This window comes from Agromyces albus (genome assembly GCF_004134825.1).
Lineage (GTDB): Bacteria > Actinomycetota > Actinomycetes > Actinomycetales > Microbacteriaceae > Agromyces > Agromyces albus.
In genome coordinates this window covers 11,114-26,511 of sequence record NZ_SDPN01000027.1, presented here as the reverse complement: position 1 = coordinate 26,511, position 15,398 = coordinate 11,114, and the positions used below count along the sequence as shown (strand labels likewise).

11 protein-coding genes are annotated in these 15,398 nt (G+C 65.9%); all 11 read left to right on the top strand.

The genetic code is table 11. The features are described 5' to 3' along the window. The first annotated feature begins 92 nt into the window (after positions 1-92). The 11 genes from urtB to ESP51_RS13675 all read left to right on the top strand — a co-directional run bounded on the left by urtB (position 93) and on the right by ESP51_RS13675 (position 15,346). On the top strand, positions 93-953 hold the full coding sequence (urtB, locus tag ESP51_RS13725) for an urea ABC transporter permease subunit UrtB (RefSeq protein WP_241843170.1): 861 nt from the start codon (positions 93-95) through the stop codon (positions 951-953). Further along, positions 845-2,053 (top strand): urea ABC transporter permease subunit UrtC, encoded by a 1,209-nt coding sequence (gene urtC / locus ESP51_RS13720; protein WP_241843169.1) that lies wholly within the window; start codon positions 845-847, stop codon positions 2,051-2,053. The genes urtB and urtC overlap by 109 nt, the downstream gene beginning before the upstream one ends. Beyond that, positions 2,050-2,868: an urea ABC transporter ATP-binding protein UrtD gene (gene urtD, locus ESP51_RS13715; protein ID WP_129521462.1), complete on the top strand. Its 819-nt coding sequence runs from the start codon at positions 2,050-2,052 to the stop codon at positions 2,866-2,868. The genes urtC and urtD overlap by 4 nt, the downstream gene beginning before the upstream one ends. 1 nt (position 2,869) lies before the next feature. Then, entirely contained in the window at positions 2,870-3,553 is a 684-nt protein-coding gene (locus tag ESP51_RS13710; protein ID WP_129521461.1) for an ATP-binding cassette domain-containing protein, read from the top strand. 78 nt (positions 3,554-3,631) lie between these two features. Then, positions 3,632-5,338 (top strand): purine-cytosine permease family protein, encoded by a 1,707-nt coding sequence (locus ESP51_RS13705; protein WP_129521460.1) that lies wholly within the window; start codon positions 3,632-3,634, stop codon positions 5,336-5,338. Between the two features lie 11 nt (positions 5,339-5,349). After that, positions 5,350-5,904, top strand: a complete 555-nt coding sequence (locus ESP51_RS13700; protein ID WP_241843168.1) for a TetR/AcrR family transcriptional regulator — start codon at positions 5,350-5,352, stop codon at positions 5,902-5,904. Positions 5,905-5,933: 29 nt separating this feature from the next. Beyond that, entirely contained in the window at positions 5,934-6,521 is a 588-nt protein-coding gene (locus tag ESP51_RS13695) for a TetR/AcrR family transcriptional regulator (RefSeq protein WP_129521458.1), read from the top strand. A gap of 216 nt (positions 6,522-6,737) precedes the next feature. Beyond that, the gene (locus ESP51_RS13690) at positions 6,738-7,472 is read left to right on the top strand and encodes an AfsR/SARP family transcriptional regulator (RefSeq protein ID WP_129521457.1); all 735 of its coding nucleotides are present in this window, start codon (positions 6,738-6,740) and stop codon (positions 7,470-7,472) included. A 76-nt stretch (positions 7,473-7,548) separates the two neighbouring features. Beyond that, entirely contained in the window at positions 7,549-10,620 is a 3,072-nt protein-coding gene (locus ESP51_RS13685) for a glycoside hydrolase family 3 C-terminal domain-containing protein (protein WP_129521456.1), read from the top strand. 103 nt (positions 10,621-10,723) lie between these two features. Beyond that, positions 10,724-12,322: a glycoside hydrolase family 30 protein gene (locus ESP51_RS13680; RefSeq protein WP_129521455.1), complete on the top strand. Its 1,599-nt coding sequence runs from the start codon at positions 10,724-10,726 to the stop codon at positions 12,320-12,322. A 183-nt stretch (positions 12,323-12,505) separates the two neighbouring features. Further along, positions 12,506-15,346, top strand: coding sequence for a discoidin domain-containing protein (locus ESP51_RS13675; RefSeq protein WP_129521454.1), 2,841 nt, complete (start codon positions 12,506-12,508; stop codon positions 15,344-15,346). Positions 15,347-15,398: the final 52 nt, after the last annotated feature.

Here is a 15,398-nt window from a genome sequence, read left to right as displayed (position 1 = left end):
CCCGGGTCCGGGACCCCACGCTCCAGAACCGCCTCCAGAACTCCGCACCGAATAGAGAGCGACCGCACGTGGATGCACTCATACCGCCGCTGTTGAACGGCACCGCGCTGGGTGCGCTCCTGCTGCTCGCAGCGCTCGGGCTCACCCTCACCTTCGGCCAGATGGGGGTGATCAACATGGCCCACGGCGAGTTCATCATGGCCGGTGCCTTCATCGCCTACCTGACCCAGCTGGTCGTCACGTCCAGCAACATCTCGATCGTGCTGGCGCTGCCGCTCGCCTTCCTTGGCGCGGGCCTCCTCGGCCTCCTCCTGGAGGTCGGCATCATCCAGTGGATGTACCGACGGCCACTGGACACCCTCCTCGTCACCGTCGGGGTGAGCCTGATCCTGCAGCAAATCGCGTTGCAGATCTTCCCCGCCCAGGGCGTCCCGGTGGAGAGCCCCGGCTGGCTGGATGGGCAGGCGGACATCCTCGGCTATGCCTGGCCGCTTCGCCAGGTGTTCACGATCGTGCTCGCAGCCCTGTGCCTGGCCGCCCTGGCGGCCTGGCTCAAATACACCTCGTTCGGACGCCGGATCAGGGCGACAGTCCAGAACCGGGACCTCGCCGAGACCAGCGGTATCCCTACCCGCACGGTCGACCGCATCACCTTCTTCGTCGGCTCCGGTCTGGCCGGGGTCGCCGGCGTTGCCGCATCCCTCATCGGCGGCACGAATTCTCAAATGGGCACGCAGTACATCATCCCGGCCTTCCTTGTCGTGGTCGCCGGCGGAGTCGGACAGATCAAGGGCACCGTCATCGCCGCGTGGGCCGTCGGCATCGCGTTGTCGTTCTTCGCCGATTGGACGACCGGAAGCATGGCCCAAGTGCTCGCCTTCGTGCTCGTCGTGATCTTCCTGCAGTTCCGCCCACAGGGCTTGTTCACCGTCCGAACCAGGGGATTGACATGACGAAACTCAAACCGTGGCTTCCCCTCATCGGCATCGGCGTGTTCGCCGTTCTCCTACTGGTCGTCGCCCCCGCGGTGCTCTCCATGCATTGGATCAACAACCTCGGCAAGTATTGCTGCTGGGCGATCGTCGCGGTGGGGATCGGCCTGGCCTGGGGTCGAGGCGGAATGCTGGTCCTGGGTCAGGGGGTCTTCTTCGGGCTCGGTGCCTACACCATGGCGATGCACCTCACGTTGGAGACCGCGGGGCCCGGCAGCCTCCCGGTCTTCATGATCCTGTACGACCCGTCGGCGCCGCTTCCGGCATTCTGGGAGCCGTTCCGCAGTGACGCCTTCACACTCGTGGCCATCGTGCTGCTCCCGGTGATCGTGGCGTCGATCCTCGGCTACGCGCTGTTCAAGCGCCGGGTCAAAGGGGCGTACTTCGCGATCCTGACTCAGGCGCTCGCCGTGGCGCTCGCCGTCTTGATCAGTTCGACGATCCGGGAGACCGGTGGTGACACGGGGCTCAGCGACTTCAAGTACTTCTTCGGATTCGTCCTCGACGACGACGCGAACAAGATCATGGTCTTCATGATCGCCGCCGCGCTGCTCATCGTGTGCCTGCTGGTGGTGTGGCAGCTGGGCCGCAGCCGCTTCGGCGAACTGCTGATCGCCACGCGGGATGCGGAGGAGCGCGTTCGGTTTCTCGGCTACGACCCCGCCAACATCAAGCTGGTCGCCTTCGTGGTCGCCGCCGTGATGGCCAGCATCGCAGGGGCCATGTTCGTCCCCATCGTCGGCATCATCACGCCGGCTGAGATCGGCGCCTCCGCCTCCATCCTGATGATCGCCGGTGTGGCGCTCGGTGGCCGCGCCTCGCTGTTCGGCCCTGCACTCGGGGCGATGGCGATCGGATGGGGTCAGTCGAGCCTGGGTTCCAGCTGGCCCAGTGGGTGGATCTACATCCTGGGCCTGGTCTTCATCCTGGTGACGCTCTTCCTCCCGATGGGATTGTCCTCGCTGTCGGGCAGGGCGAAGAGCTTGGTGTGGCGCTCGCGCACAGCGGCAACCGCGCCCGCCGCCGCATCGGCACCTGTACTCGAGGAGGTGAAGAAGTGACCACGACCGGTTCGCTCGTCGTCACCGATCTGCGCGTCGAGTTCGATGGATTCGTCGCCGTCGGCGGTGTCTCCTTCGACGCCCACCCCGGCGAGGTCCGATTCCTCATCGGCCCCAACGGCGCCGGCAAGACGACGTGCATCGACGCCATCACCGGCTTGTCCAAGGGCTCCGGATCGGTGAAGCTCGGCGACCAGGAGCTGCTGGGCACGTCCGTCAACAAGATCGTCCGGCTCGGAGTCGGCCGCACCTTCCAGACCGCGAGCGTGTTCGAGCAGCTCTCGGTCCTGCAGAACCTCGACATCGCGGCCGGGCTCCACCGCTCTTCGCTCTCCCTGTTGCGTGCCCGACGCGGCATCGAACCGGCGATCGAGTCGGCACTGGAGGAAACGGGACTCAGCACGGAGCGCGAGACGCCCGCAGGCATCTTGTCCCACGGCCAGAAGCAGTGGTTGGAGATCGGGATGATGCTCGTGCAGGAGCCCCGCGCGCTGCTGCTCGACGAACCCGTCGCCGGGATGAGCCAGGACGAGCGCACCGCGACGGGCGAGCTGCTGCAGCGCATCGCCCAGCGCCGCATCGTGTTGGTCGTCGAGCACGACATGGATTTCATGCGCCGTTACGCGTCGCGCGTCACGGTGCTGCACCAGGGCAAGGTGCTCTCGGAGGGCGCGGTGGCGCAGGTGCAGGCCGATCCCAAGGTGCAGGAGGTCTACCTCGGCACCGCCGGGGCCGCGACCACCGCCGCCATGCTGGCAGTGCCCGACGGGGCGACCGCCACGACGGATTCCATCACGCAGGGGGAGGGGGCCTGACATGCTCGAGATGAACGACATCCAAGCCGGCTACGGCCGGACACTCGTGCTGCACGGCGTGACGCTGCCCAGCGCGAAGGTGGTCGCCGTACTCGGCCACAACGGCGCCGGGAAGACGACGCTGCTGCGCGCCGCGATCGGACTCATCAAGCCGCGCAGCGGGCAAGTGATCTTCGACGGCGACGACATCACGACAGTGCCGCCCAACAAACGTGTCGCCCGCGGCATGGCCTACGTGCCGCAGGGCCAGCAGTCGTTCGCGCAGCTCACGACGATGGAGAACCTGCAGCTCGTCGCCGACGGCCGCAGGCGCGGCAAGGCGCTCATCGAGCAGCAATTTTCGCGCTTCCCCGCCCTGGAGAAGTTCGCCACCCGCAAGGCCGGCCTGCTCTCGGGCGGCCAGCGTCAGCAGCTCGCGATCGCCCGGGCGCTCATCACCGAGCCGAAGATGCTGATCCTCGACGAGCCGACCGAGGGCATTCAGCCGACGATCGTCGCCGAGATCGAGCACACAGTGATGCAGCTCGCGAGCGAGGGCCTTTCCGTGCTGCTCGTCGAGCAGCACATCGGCTTCGCACTGGAGGCCGCCGACAAGTACCTCGTGCTCGCGAGCGGCTTCGCGTCGAGCACCGGCGAAGGCGGAGCATCCGCGGCAGAAGGCGTGCGTGTGGCAATGGCGATCTAGCGCTGTCTTCGCGCAATGCGGCTGTAACACGCCAACAGGGACAATGAGCCCCAACGTGCGAGGCGCAGGGAGTGCGACGTGGCGAGGGCAGACAACGCGCGGGCAGCCGCCGAGGACAGCCTCGAGGACTATGCCTTCCGCTATGTTCCGCGGACCTTCCGGCGCTGGAGCGCCGGCTCGATCGGGGTCACCGCCCTCGGCTCGATCGCCTTCCTCGCCGACTTCTCGATCGGGGCCAGCGTCGGGATCGAGCACGGCACGAACAACGCCGTGCTCGGCATCCTGTTCGCGTCGGTCATCATCTTCATCGTCGGCCTGCCCATCGCGTACTACGCCGCTCGCTACAACCTCGATCTGGATCTGATCGCGCGGGGATCGGGGTTCGGCTACTACGGCTCGTCGATCACGACCGTGATCTTCGCCGTGTTCACGTGCATCTTCTTCGCCCTCGAGGGGGCGATCATGGCGCAGGGGCTCCACATCGCGATCGCAATCCCGCTCCCGATCGGCTACCTCATCTCCACCGTCGTGGTGATCCCGATCGTGATCTACGGGATGCGCGCACTCGAGCGCCTGCAATTCTGGACCACACCGCTGTGGCTGGCGCTCGCGCTGCTGCCGCTGCTCTGGGTGATCGTGTCCGACCCCGACGCGGTGAGCGCGTTCGTCGCGTTCACGGGCGCATCCGATGGCGCCGTCAGTTTCGAGGCGATCGTCGCGAGTGCCGCCGTCTGCTTCGCGCTGACTCCCCAGCTGGCCGAGCAGATCGACGTGATCCGGGCGATGCCGCCGCGTACGCGCGTGAATCGGCGGTCATGGTGGGCCTCGCTCATGTTCGCGGGGCCCGGCTGGGTGCTCTTCAGCGGCATCAAGCAGGTCATCGGTGTCTTCCTCGCCGTCTACCTCATCACCCGCGCCGAGCCTGCTCTCGGCCAGCGGGCCGCCGAACCGGTCCGCCAATTCATCGCCCTCTACGAATCGATCATGCCGGAGTGGCTGGCGATCGGGTTGGCGCTCGTTCTCGTCGTCATCGCCCAGGTCAAGATCAACGTCACGAACGCCTACTCCGGGTCACTGGCGTGGTCGAACGTGTACACCCGGCTCACCAAGACCTACCCGGGCAGATCGATCTTCATCTTCTTCAACCTCGCCATCGCGCTCGCGCTGATGTGGATGGACGTCTTCAGCCTCATCAGCTTCGTGCTCAGCCTCTACGCGAACGTCGTGATGGCATGGCTGGTCACGATCGCCGCCGATATCGCAATCAACAAGCATGTGCTGCGCATCTCGCCGACGTTCCCCGAGTTCCGCCGCGGGATGCTGCGCGATTGGAATCCGGTCGGCCTTGTGTCGGTGGGCTTGGCGTCGCTCTTGTCACTGGCGGCGTTCGGGGGCCTGTTCGGCGAGGGGTTGCGACCGTTCTCGGTGCTGATCGCCATCGGCGTCGCCGTGATCACGACCCCGCTCATGGCGCTGTTCACGCGCGGCAGGTACTACCTGCGACGCCAGACAGATGGCATCGCCTCGCCGATACTCGATCCCGACGGCAACCCGTCGGGTGAGCGACTTCGCTGCCACGTCACTGGCTACACATTCGAGCGTCCGGATATGCTGGCATCGGCCGAGCGCGGGACTCACGGCGAGACGCAGTATGTGTCGTCACTCGCGCTGACGCTCGACGACTCGGATCGTTATGTGCTGCCTGCCGAGCCGACGTCGCAGCGAGACCAGTCGCCGGGGCCGACGGCCGAAGAGACCAGCCGGCCGAAGGGAAGGGGCGGATGATGGCGGAGGGAGTGGATACTCCGACCGCGATCCTTGCCAGCGCCGCCGCGGCCCTGCGCGAGAATCCGTTCGACGACATCTCGTACCGAGCCCTCGGCGACGCGGTCGGCGTGTCGGAGAGGACGGTCTACCGTCACTTCCCGACGAGATCGCATCTCCTGGAAGGCGTCGCAGGGTGGATCGAGTCCACCGAGTTCCCGTTGCCACCGTTCGTCACGATCCCTCAGTTCCAGGAGGCGTCGCGCGCCCGATTCCTGGCCTTCGATGCGTCGCCGGCGTTCGCCTTCGTGTGCGCCCGCGCGGCATCCATCTCACCTACCGGGGAATCGGAAGCCACGTTCTTCACACGCGCCCTCGTGGCGATGCTCGCGACGAACTACCCCTCCGTGAACGAACGCGATCTGCGTCGGGTGGCGGCCACGCTGCGCTACTTCGCGTCGACGCAGTTCTGGGCTCGCATGCGGACGGGCTTCGACCTGAGCGCGCCGGAGATCTCGGATGCCTTCGATCGCACCGTCGCCCAGGCCTTGAGCGGCCTTCCCACCTTGACACGGACATCGAGATGAATCGCTCCTCCTCGCGAGCGGGCGTGACGATGTCCGTCACATCCGAGCACGATGATCGATCGGCGAGCGACGTCAGCCGCACCCAGGAGGCGATCCTCGCCGCCTACGCCGAGTTGATCGAAGAACTCGGCACCGACGACGTGTCGTTCCGGCTGATCGCCCGACGTGCGGGAGTCGGCGAGCGCACGATCTTCCGCAACTATGCGACACGGGTCGATCTGCTGCTCGCAACGGCCGCATGGATCGAGCGCAGGATCTTCCCGCGCCAGGACTCTCCGAGCATCTTCGACATGCCCCTCACGATCCGTGCGGCGATGGAGTCGTACGACCATCGACCGGAACTGGCCCACGTCGTGGCCGAAACCACGATGCGAGGGATCAGCGGCGCGACGCCCAGTCCGCGAAGGGCCATGCTCGAGGAGATGATCGATGCCGAGATCTCTGCGCTCGGAGACGCTGAGCGCAGGGCGATCGTTGCCGCCTTGGCCCACCTCGATTCGGCTGCGACGTGGGTCACCTTCCGTCGGGAGTTCGGAATGACCCGCAGCGACATCGCCGACGCCGCGGCGTGGGCGGCGGAGGCGGTGCTCGATCCGATACGCTCCCGCGTCGGCTGAGCCGAGCGAGTCCTTGACAGCGCAGCTGAGAAGCACTCAACGCAGCCAGGCGGACGATCGAGCCGATCGTGCGCCACCTGTGAGCCGCCCGGCCTCTCACTCATATGGACGATCAAACGACATAAGAGCCCGCTGGCCCCCATGCGCGGGTACCCTTTGGCGGGGGGCCTCGATGACTCGAGCCTCTGTTCCTCCTACTGATCCACGGGGTGGGGCATGGCGATTCTCGAACAACAGTGGTCGGTGCGGCTGCTGGGCCGCTGGCAGCTCTTCTGCGGAGGCGTACCGGTGGACATCGGCGTGCGACAGCAACGCGTCATAGCGGCACTCGCGCTCCTCGGAGCGAATCCACGCAGGAGCATCGCGATCCGACTCTGGCCGGACAGCCCAGATGCGCGCGCGAGCGGGAATCTCCGTGCCAGCTTGTTCAGGATCTTGCACGAGCAGCCGGGCTTGATCCAAGCACCCCGAGATGGAATCCGACTGGATCCGCGCGTCGAGATCGACGTGACGGCGTTGCGTTCGAACATCGACGAGGTGCTCCGCATCAGAGACGACGTGGCGACTGAGGCGCTGATGGTTGAGCTGCGTGGTGCTGACCTCCTACCCGAGTGGTCTGACGACTGGGTGGTCATGGAGCGGGAGCGGCTCGACCAGCAGCGGCTCCTGGCGTTCGAAGCCGTCGCGCGCCGTTGTCTGAAAGTGGGGGACTTCGACCGTGCGGTCGAGGTCGCCACCATGGCCGTGGGAATGGCATCGCTCCGCGAGAGCGCGTACTTCCTGCTGATGCGGGCTCACCTTGCCGCCGGCAATCGGGCGTTGGCCGCCCAGGTGTATCAGCGGCTCTCCGACACCCTCGCAGCGGAGCTGGGTATCGCCCCATCCGCACCATTCGAACAGCTGATCGACCTTGGGCTGCGTCAATCTGGTGTGGGTGTAACGCTTCGATAACGCCCGAGTCACACGTGCATGGCTTTACTGGGCAACGGATGACCCGCCGGATCATCCGTTCTCATGAGGAGCTGACATGCCAATTCAACCTGATCGACGTCGATCGGTGAGAAGCGCGACCGCGGCGTTGGCGTCCGCAGCCGTGGCACTCGCCGTCATTCTCACCCCGCTCTCCGCCTCCGCCGCACCCCCGCAGCCATCCCCGGGGGAGCGCGCGGCAGAACTCCTTGCCCAGATGACCCTCGACGAGAAGGTCGACATGCTCGAGGGCGATCAGAACAACTTCTACGGGTTCTACAACGCACCCATCGAACGCCTCGGCATTCCGGCGCTCACGATGGCTGATGGTCCTGCCGGCGTACGCATCGCCAACCCCGAGATCAACGAGAAGCGTGCGACGTCGCTTCCCGCCCCGATCGCACTCGCCTCGACGTTCGACCTCGACGCGGCGCAGAGGTTCGGCGACGTGATCGGCGACGAGGCGTTCAAGACCACCCACAACGTCTCGCTCGGCACGGCGGTCGACATCGCCCGCGTCGGAGTGGCGGGTCGGACGTTCGAGGGCTACGGAGAGGACCCGCTTCTCGCGGGAAAGCTTGCAGCGGCCCAGATCAACGCGATCCAGGCGTACCCCGTCATGGCGGACATCAAGCACTACACCGCCTACAACCAGGAGGAGGACCGTCTCGTCGGCGGCAACGTCATCGTTGGGGAACGTGCGCTCCAGGAGATCTATGTGCGCCCGTTCGGAATCGGGATCCGTGAGAGCGCCCCGGCCACGACGATGTGCGCCTTCAACAAGGTCAATTCCATCTACTCGTGCGAGCACTCCGAACTGCTGACTGGCATCCTTCGAAACCAGCTCGACTTCCAGGGTTGGGTCATGAGCGATTACGGCGCAACGCACAGCAGCGTCGAGGCCATGCGAGCAGGCCTGGATCAGGAGCAGCCCAGCTTCGGGTTCTTCGACGGGTTGGTGGACGCGGTCAACAGCGGTCAAGTCGCTGAATCCGAGATCGACGTACGGGTGCTGCGGATCCTGACGGAGATGTTCCGCATCGGGCTGTTCGACAATCCAGCAGTCGCCCAGGAGTTCGACGAGGCCGCGCACGCCCTCGCCGCACAGCAACTTGCCGAGGAGTCCATGGTGCTGCTGAAGAACGACGGCATCCTCCCGCTCGATCCGGCCGCGGTCGACTCCGTTGCGGTCGTCGGCGCGGATGCCGACATCGCCACCCAGGGTGGCGGCAGCTCGCTGGTGCTTCCGACATCCACGATCAGCCCGCTTCAGGGCATTCAGGAGTTGCTGCCAGACGCCACGGTCGAACACGCCCGCGGGACGGATTTCGTGACCTCGTCGTCTCAGCTTCCCGGGTTCGATGCGATTCCGTCGGACTACCTCACGGCATCCGATGGAAGTCGGGGGGCCGATGTCCAGATCTTCGACAGCAACGGAACCGTGATCGACGAGGAGATCCTTCAGGACATCACCATCAATGGTGGATTCTTCTTCTTCGAGGGACTCAACTCTCAGAATCCGTCGCTTCCCACGATGCCAGGCGCGGGCATCTACTCCGCGTCGTATGCTTCGACGCTGACGCCCCCGGTCACCGGGACCTACGAACTCGAAGTGCTCGCACTCGGGGCGGCGACCGTGACCATCGACGGAGCCACGGTCCTCGACGTGAACTCGACCGAGCAGACGAGCCAGACCGTCTCGCTCGACTTGGTCGGCGGTCAGGAATACGACGTCCAGGTCGCGTACACCACCAACTCACAGGCACGAACCGAGCTCGGACCGCAGTTGAAGCTCGGCTGGATCAAGCCCGCTGGTGTCGTGGACCCGCAGGCGCAGGAGGCGGCTGAACTGGCCGCACGGTCGGATGTCGCGGTGGTGGTGGTGCGCGACTATGGGTCGGAGGGAGGCGACAAGACTGACCTCGGTCTGCCGAACGGACAGGAAGCCCTGATCAACGCGGTCAAGGCGGCCAACCCGAACACAATCGTCGTGCTGACGACCGGCGGCCCCACGACGACGGTGGAGTGGGAGGACGGCGTGCCCGCCGTTCTCGAAGCCTGGTATGGCGGACAGAACCAAGGTGCCGCACTCGCCAACATCCTGTTCGGTGAGGTTTCGCCTTCGGGCAAGCTGCCGGTGACCTTCCCGGTCTCGGATGACGCGACGCCGATCTCCACGCCTGAGCAGTATCCGGGCATCGGCCTCGATTCGTACTACACGGAAGGTGTCTTCGTCGGGTACCGCGGGTATGAGGAGTTCGGGATCGCGCCACAGTACGAGTTCGGTCACGGATTGTCGTACACGACGTTCGAGTACTCCGACCTCGACGTGAAGGCGAAGGGCAACGGCCACCTGTCGGCGACCTTCACCGTCAGCAACACCGGCGATCGCGCGGGTGCCGAGTCACCGCAGGTGTACGTCGGTGAACTGCCGACGGACGTCGTCGAGACGGCGCCCAAGCAGTTGGCCGGATTCGCCAAGGTGTCGCTGGATCCGGGGGAGTCCACTTCGGTCACGATCGAGCTGGACCGGGAGTCGCTCTCGTACTGGGATTCGTACACCGACGGTTGGATCACGCCGAAGGGCGACGTCGAGGTCTTCGTTGGCGCCTCGTCGCAGGACATCCGGCTCGACGGCACCGTCGAAGTCAAGTCCTCCGACAAAGAGAACGCGTCGGGAATCTCGACGAAGGCGGTCTACGCCATCGTCAACGAAGGCTCCGGGGCGTGCATCGACGCTGTTGACCATGGCACCACGAACGGCACCCTGGTACAGCAGTGGGCCTGCCCAGCTCCGCAGCCGAACGCACAGTGGACGTTGACGGCGGCCAAGGGCGGCGACAGCTATCGCATCACCAACGTGAATGCGGGCCTGGTGCTGCAGGTGGCGGATGCTTCGACGGCCGAGGGTGCGCCGCTCGAGCTCTGGCAGCCGTCGAAGAAGGATGCCAACCAGCAGTTCGAGCTCGTGCGTGTCGGTGACGGCTTCTACCAGCTCGTCAACCAGCACAGCGGCCTCTGCGCCGCGGTGGACGGAGGCAGCCGTGACGACGGTGCCGCCATCGCGCAGCAGGCCTGCGATGCTGACAGCACCGCCCAGGCCTTCGCGTTGAAGGCGCAGGGCGGCTGATCCATCTGGCTTCACACACGTCGGTGTCCGGCACCCTGGTGTCGGGCGCCGACGTGTGCGCGGGTTCACCGTTCAGCCCTGATCCGATACTCAAGGAGGAGCGATGAAAAGGATGCGCCAGTTCCGTGCCCCAGCGTCGCGCCGGTGGATCGTTGCGGGTGTCGCGGCGATCACGGCAGTGATCGTCTTGGTGCTGATCGCAACGGTCTGGATGAACCCGCGCACATCGCCGTCCCCGTCGCTGCCGACGAACACGACGCTGGCGCCAGAAGGGGAGCCGGGTGCTACGGGGGTGACGACGAGCATCGACGGCGGCGAGCCGATGCGCACCCTCGAGGTCGGCGCCGGGGCATCCTCTGAGGGCGAGGCCGATCCCGACGTCGACATCTCCATCGATCCGCGCGCCGAGCAGCAGCGCGTCGACGGCTTCGGGGCGGCGATGACGCATTCCTCGGCCGACCTGCTCGCCAGCATGCCCGGCGACGAGAGAACCGCGCTGCTCGAAGAGCTGTTCGACCCTGACGGGCCGGTGCGACTCTCAACACTACGGCTGCCCATCGGGGCATCCGACTTCGTTGATACGGACGCATTCACGTTCGATGACGTCGCCGTCGGCGAGACCGACTGGGAACTCGAACGCTTCAGCATCGACCCTGATCGTCACGCCCTGATACCCATGCTCCAGGAAGTGCTCGCCATCAACCCCGAATTGCGGTTGATCGCGTCGCCGTGGAGCCCACCGGCGTGGATGAAGACGAGCGGCAGCCTCGAGGGTGGCCGACTCCTCGACGAGGACCGCGCCTACGAGACGTACTCCGCGTATCTGGTGCGTTTCGTCGAGGAATACCGCGCCGCCGGCCTGGAGATCGACGCGCTCACGGTGCAGAACGAGCCGCAGTATCGTCACCCCGACGGCTACCCCGGAACCGACATGCCGGTCTGGCAGGAGGCCAAGCTCATCGAGAGACTCGGCCCCGCCCTGGACGCGGCCGGCCACGACACCGCGATCCTGGGCTTCGATCACAACTGGGAACTGAATCCGGGAGACGCCGCCACGACGCCCGAAGGAGAGGACCCCGCGTACCAATATCCTGCCGACCTGTTGCGCACACCTGCTGCAGAGTGGATCGACGGAATCGCCTTCCACTGCTATTCGGGTGACGCCTCAGCGCAGAGCCGGCTCTGGGAGCAGTTCCCCGACATCGAGATCTGGGTCACGGAGTGCTCGGGTTCGAGCGCTCCCGGAGACTCGCCGGAGAAGGTCTTCGCCGACACCTTCGCATGGCAGACCACGAACGTGCTCATCGGTTCGCTCCGTAATCGTGCGGCCGGCGTGCTGACGTGGAACCTGGTGCTCGATGAGCACAGCGGGCCGCACCGTGGCGGCTGCGAAACGTGCTCAGGCGTTGTGACCCTGGGCGCCGACGGCACCGTGACGCGCAATGCCGAGTACTTCATGCTCGCCCACGCCGCACGTTACCTCCCGCCCGGGTCGATACGCGTCGAGTCGTCGTCCACCGACGCGGAACTGCAGCACGTGGCGTTCGCGACTCCTGAGGGTGAGACCGTGCTGCTCGTGTGGAATTCCGCGGGGGTCCCTCGGTCGATCGAGGTCGGGGACGACCGCCGATCACTCGGCGTCGACGTGCCGGCTTCTTCGCTGAGCACAATCTCATGGGCGGCGCTCACTCCGGATTCCTGACACGCGCGCAGCTGATTTCGCGCACAACTTGACGTCGCTGCGCCCAGACGGTTTCGGGCGAGCGCAAGACTGTTGCTTGGTTTAATTCACGTATTGGGCTAAAACATATGTAAACGTCGTGGTCGCATCGCGACCGACCGCCCCGAATGCCGAGCCACGGTGTTCGGATGATCAAGGAGGATCATGAGAACATCCCTAAGAGGCGCCGTCGCGACCGCTGTCGCGGTGCTCGCAGCGAGCCTCGTCATCCCCCCGACCGCGGCGGCCGCCGAACCACTGGGATCGGACGATTTCATCAAGGCCGCCGGCAACGTCCTGAAGACCGACTCCGGTGCCGGCAGCACCATCAACCTTCGGGGTACGAACGTCGGCGGATGGCTCGCCCAAGAGGACTGGATGTCCCCGCTCGGCGAGTTCGCCGTCGACCGAACGGGATGGTCCGCGACCGCCTCGTCCGGCACGGCTGCGAACGCGCTCGATGGATCCGGGTCATCCACCTGGGTGACGGGAGGCAACCAGTCGGGCGACGAATGGCTTCGACTCGACCTCGGCGCGCCGACGGTGTTCAACCGACTCTCGATGGACAACACTGCCGCTTCGGGGGAGCACCCGCGCGCGATCGCAGTCGAGGTTTCATCCAACGGCTCGACGTGGAAGAGCGTGGCAAGCCAGCCTGGCATCGACGGTGTCTCGACGGTGAGATTCAGCCCGCAGATCGCGCGGCACGTCCGCGTCAAGCAGACCGGCACTGCCGGCGTGAAGTGGTCCGTCGGTGAGATCAACCTCTTCAACGACCCCGCCCTCCACAACGGCGCGCACACCGCCTCCGCATCGAACTCGGCGAGTTGGACAAGCCCGAGCATGGCGCTCGACGGCGATGTCTCCACCGTCTGGCAGAGCGGCGCAGCACAGACTCCCGGACAGAGCTTCACCGTCGACCTCGGTCGCAACGTCGATATGGACAAGGTGCTGTTCGACGCGGGAGCCGGCACCGCGAACGACTACCCTCGGATCTGGGACGTGTTCGTCTCCTGGGACAATTCGACGTTCACGCACGTGGCGACCGGGTACGGCAACGGCCGGATCAACCAGGCAGACTTCCAAGGCTCGAAGAGCGGCCGGTACCTGAAGATCGTTTCGAATGGTTCATCCGGTCAGTGGTGGTCCATCGCCGAGATCGCGATCCATGCTGGCACCGCCATCGACCGGGGCGGATGGACTGTCACCTCCTCCGTCGGCGGGGCGACCGCGAACCTCACCGACTCGAACACCGGAACCCGCTGGACCAGCGGCGCCGCGCAGGCGCCGGGCCAATCGATCCAGGTCGACATGGGTGCACTCCTCACCCTGAACAACGTGACCACCGACACCGCGAAGAACTCCACCGACGAGAACGACTGGGCGCGCGGCTACCACCTCGAGCTCTCCCGCGACGGTGCGTCGTGGAGCTCGGTCGCGACGGGCGTCGGCACGCGGAAGGCCACCACCATCGGGTTCAATGCTCAGGCGGCTCGGTACTTCCGTCTCACCCAGACGGGATCGGCGGCACAGTGGTGGTCGATCGGCGAGCTCACCGCCGGCCTCTACAACGACGACTACTCGCTGAACAACACCATGGCCACCCGCTTCGGCGAAGCCGGTGCACAGTCGATCATCGATGCCCACCAAGACACGTGGCTCGTCGAGTCCGACCTCGACAACATCGCAGCCGCCGGCATGAACGTCATTCGCCTGCCGATCAGCTGGATGACGTTCCTCAACCTCGACGGCACCTGGAAGTCGAACCCGTGGGAGAAGATCGACTGGCTCATCGACGAGGCGGGCCAGCGCGGGATCTACGTGCTCGTCGATCTCCACACCGTGCCCGGTGGCGGATGCCCGTGGGGCAGCTGCGGACGCATCGGCCCGAACCCGAACGGATTCTGGGGCAGTGCCAGCTACCAGGACTGGGTCGTCGACATCTGGGAGGAGATCGCCACCCGCTATGAAGGCAACCCGACCGTCGCCGGCTACGACCTCATCAACGAGCCCCTCATCGACTACGGCGAGGACGCCGACGACGTGGCCCAGAAGAGTGACTACTACGACCGGCTCTACGACGCGGTGCGCGCCATCGACGCCGACCACTTGATCGTGCTCGGCGCCTTCTTCGGCGTCAACGCGCTCGCGCACCCGTCCACATACGGATGGACCAACGTGATGTACGAGTATCACCCGTACGACATGCCCAACTCGAAGGATTGGACGGCGCAGAACCAGCTCGTCACCAATGAGCTCGACGGGCTCGCGACGAAGCTGTCGAACACGGGTGTCCCGATGCTCTACGGCGAGTACTCGCTCTACTACAACGACGACGTCTGGGCTCGGTTCATGGCCGGACTGAATGCGTCGGATGTCTCGTGGACGAACTGGAGCTACAAGGTCAGGGGAGCGGCGAACGACGGCTTCGCGTACTGGGGCCTGTACTACGACAACCCCGCCCCGGTGCCCGTCATCAATAGCGACGATGCCGCGACCTACATCGAAAAGGTCGGCCGATTCGGCACCGGGGCGTTCACGCAGAACACCCGATTCGTCGAGACGATCGAGAAGTACGCCGGCGGACTCGACACCTTCGCGCCCGCCGCGATCAGCCACACCGGCTGGACCGCGACGGCTTCGTCCACCGCGGGCGGCACGTCGCCTGCCGCCGGAATCGACGGGGCGAACGGCACCGCGTGGAGCAGCGGGCAGGCGATGGCCGGCGGCGAGTGGTATCGCATCGACCTGGGCGCCACCCAGCAGGTGGCGATGGTGACGGTGCAGACCCCGTCGGGTTCCCGATGGGATTATCCGCGCGGGTTCCATGTCGAGGTATCGCTCGAGGGCTCGAACTGGACATCGGCGGCAACCGGCATCGCGTACGGCTGGAAGCGGCCGATCTCGATCGAGCCCGCAGCTGCCCGGTACGTCCGCATCACCCAGACGGGCGTCGCGCCCCAGTGGTGGAGCATCGATGAGGTGACCGTCTACTCGTCGTATTGACGGTCGGATGCTCGGGGCGCCGGGTCGCGACTCACGACTCGACGCCCCGATG

What these genes read in the sequence shown, in the direction of transcription:
- ESP51_RS13675 (WP_129521454.1), top strand. Translation starts at nt 12,506, where the DNA reads ATGAGAACATCCCTAAGAGGCGCCGTCGCGACCGCTGTCGCGGTGCTC.
- ESP51_RS13685 (WP_129521456.1), top strand. Translation starts at nt 7,549, where the DNA reads ATGCCAATTCAACCTGATCGACGTCGATCGGTGAGAAGCGCGACCGCG.
- ESP51_RS13695 (WP_129521458.1), top strand. Translation starts at nt 5,934, where the DNA reads ATGTCCGTCACATCCGAGCACGATGATCGATCGGCGAGCGACGTCAGC.
- ESP51_RS13690 (WP_129521457.1), top strand. Translation starts at nt 6,738, where the DNA reads ATGGCGATTCTCGAACAACAGTGGTCGGTGCGGCTGCTGGGCCGCTGG.
- ESP51_RS13710 (WP_129521461.1), top strand. Translation starts at nt 2,870, where the DNA reads ATGCTCGAGATGAACGACATCCAAGCCGGCTACGGCCGGACACTCGTG.
- ESP51_RS13680 (WP_129521455.1), top strand. Translation starts at nt 10,724, where the DNA reads ATGAAAAGGATGCGCCAGTTCCGTGCCCCAGCGTCGCGCCGGTGGATC.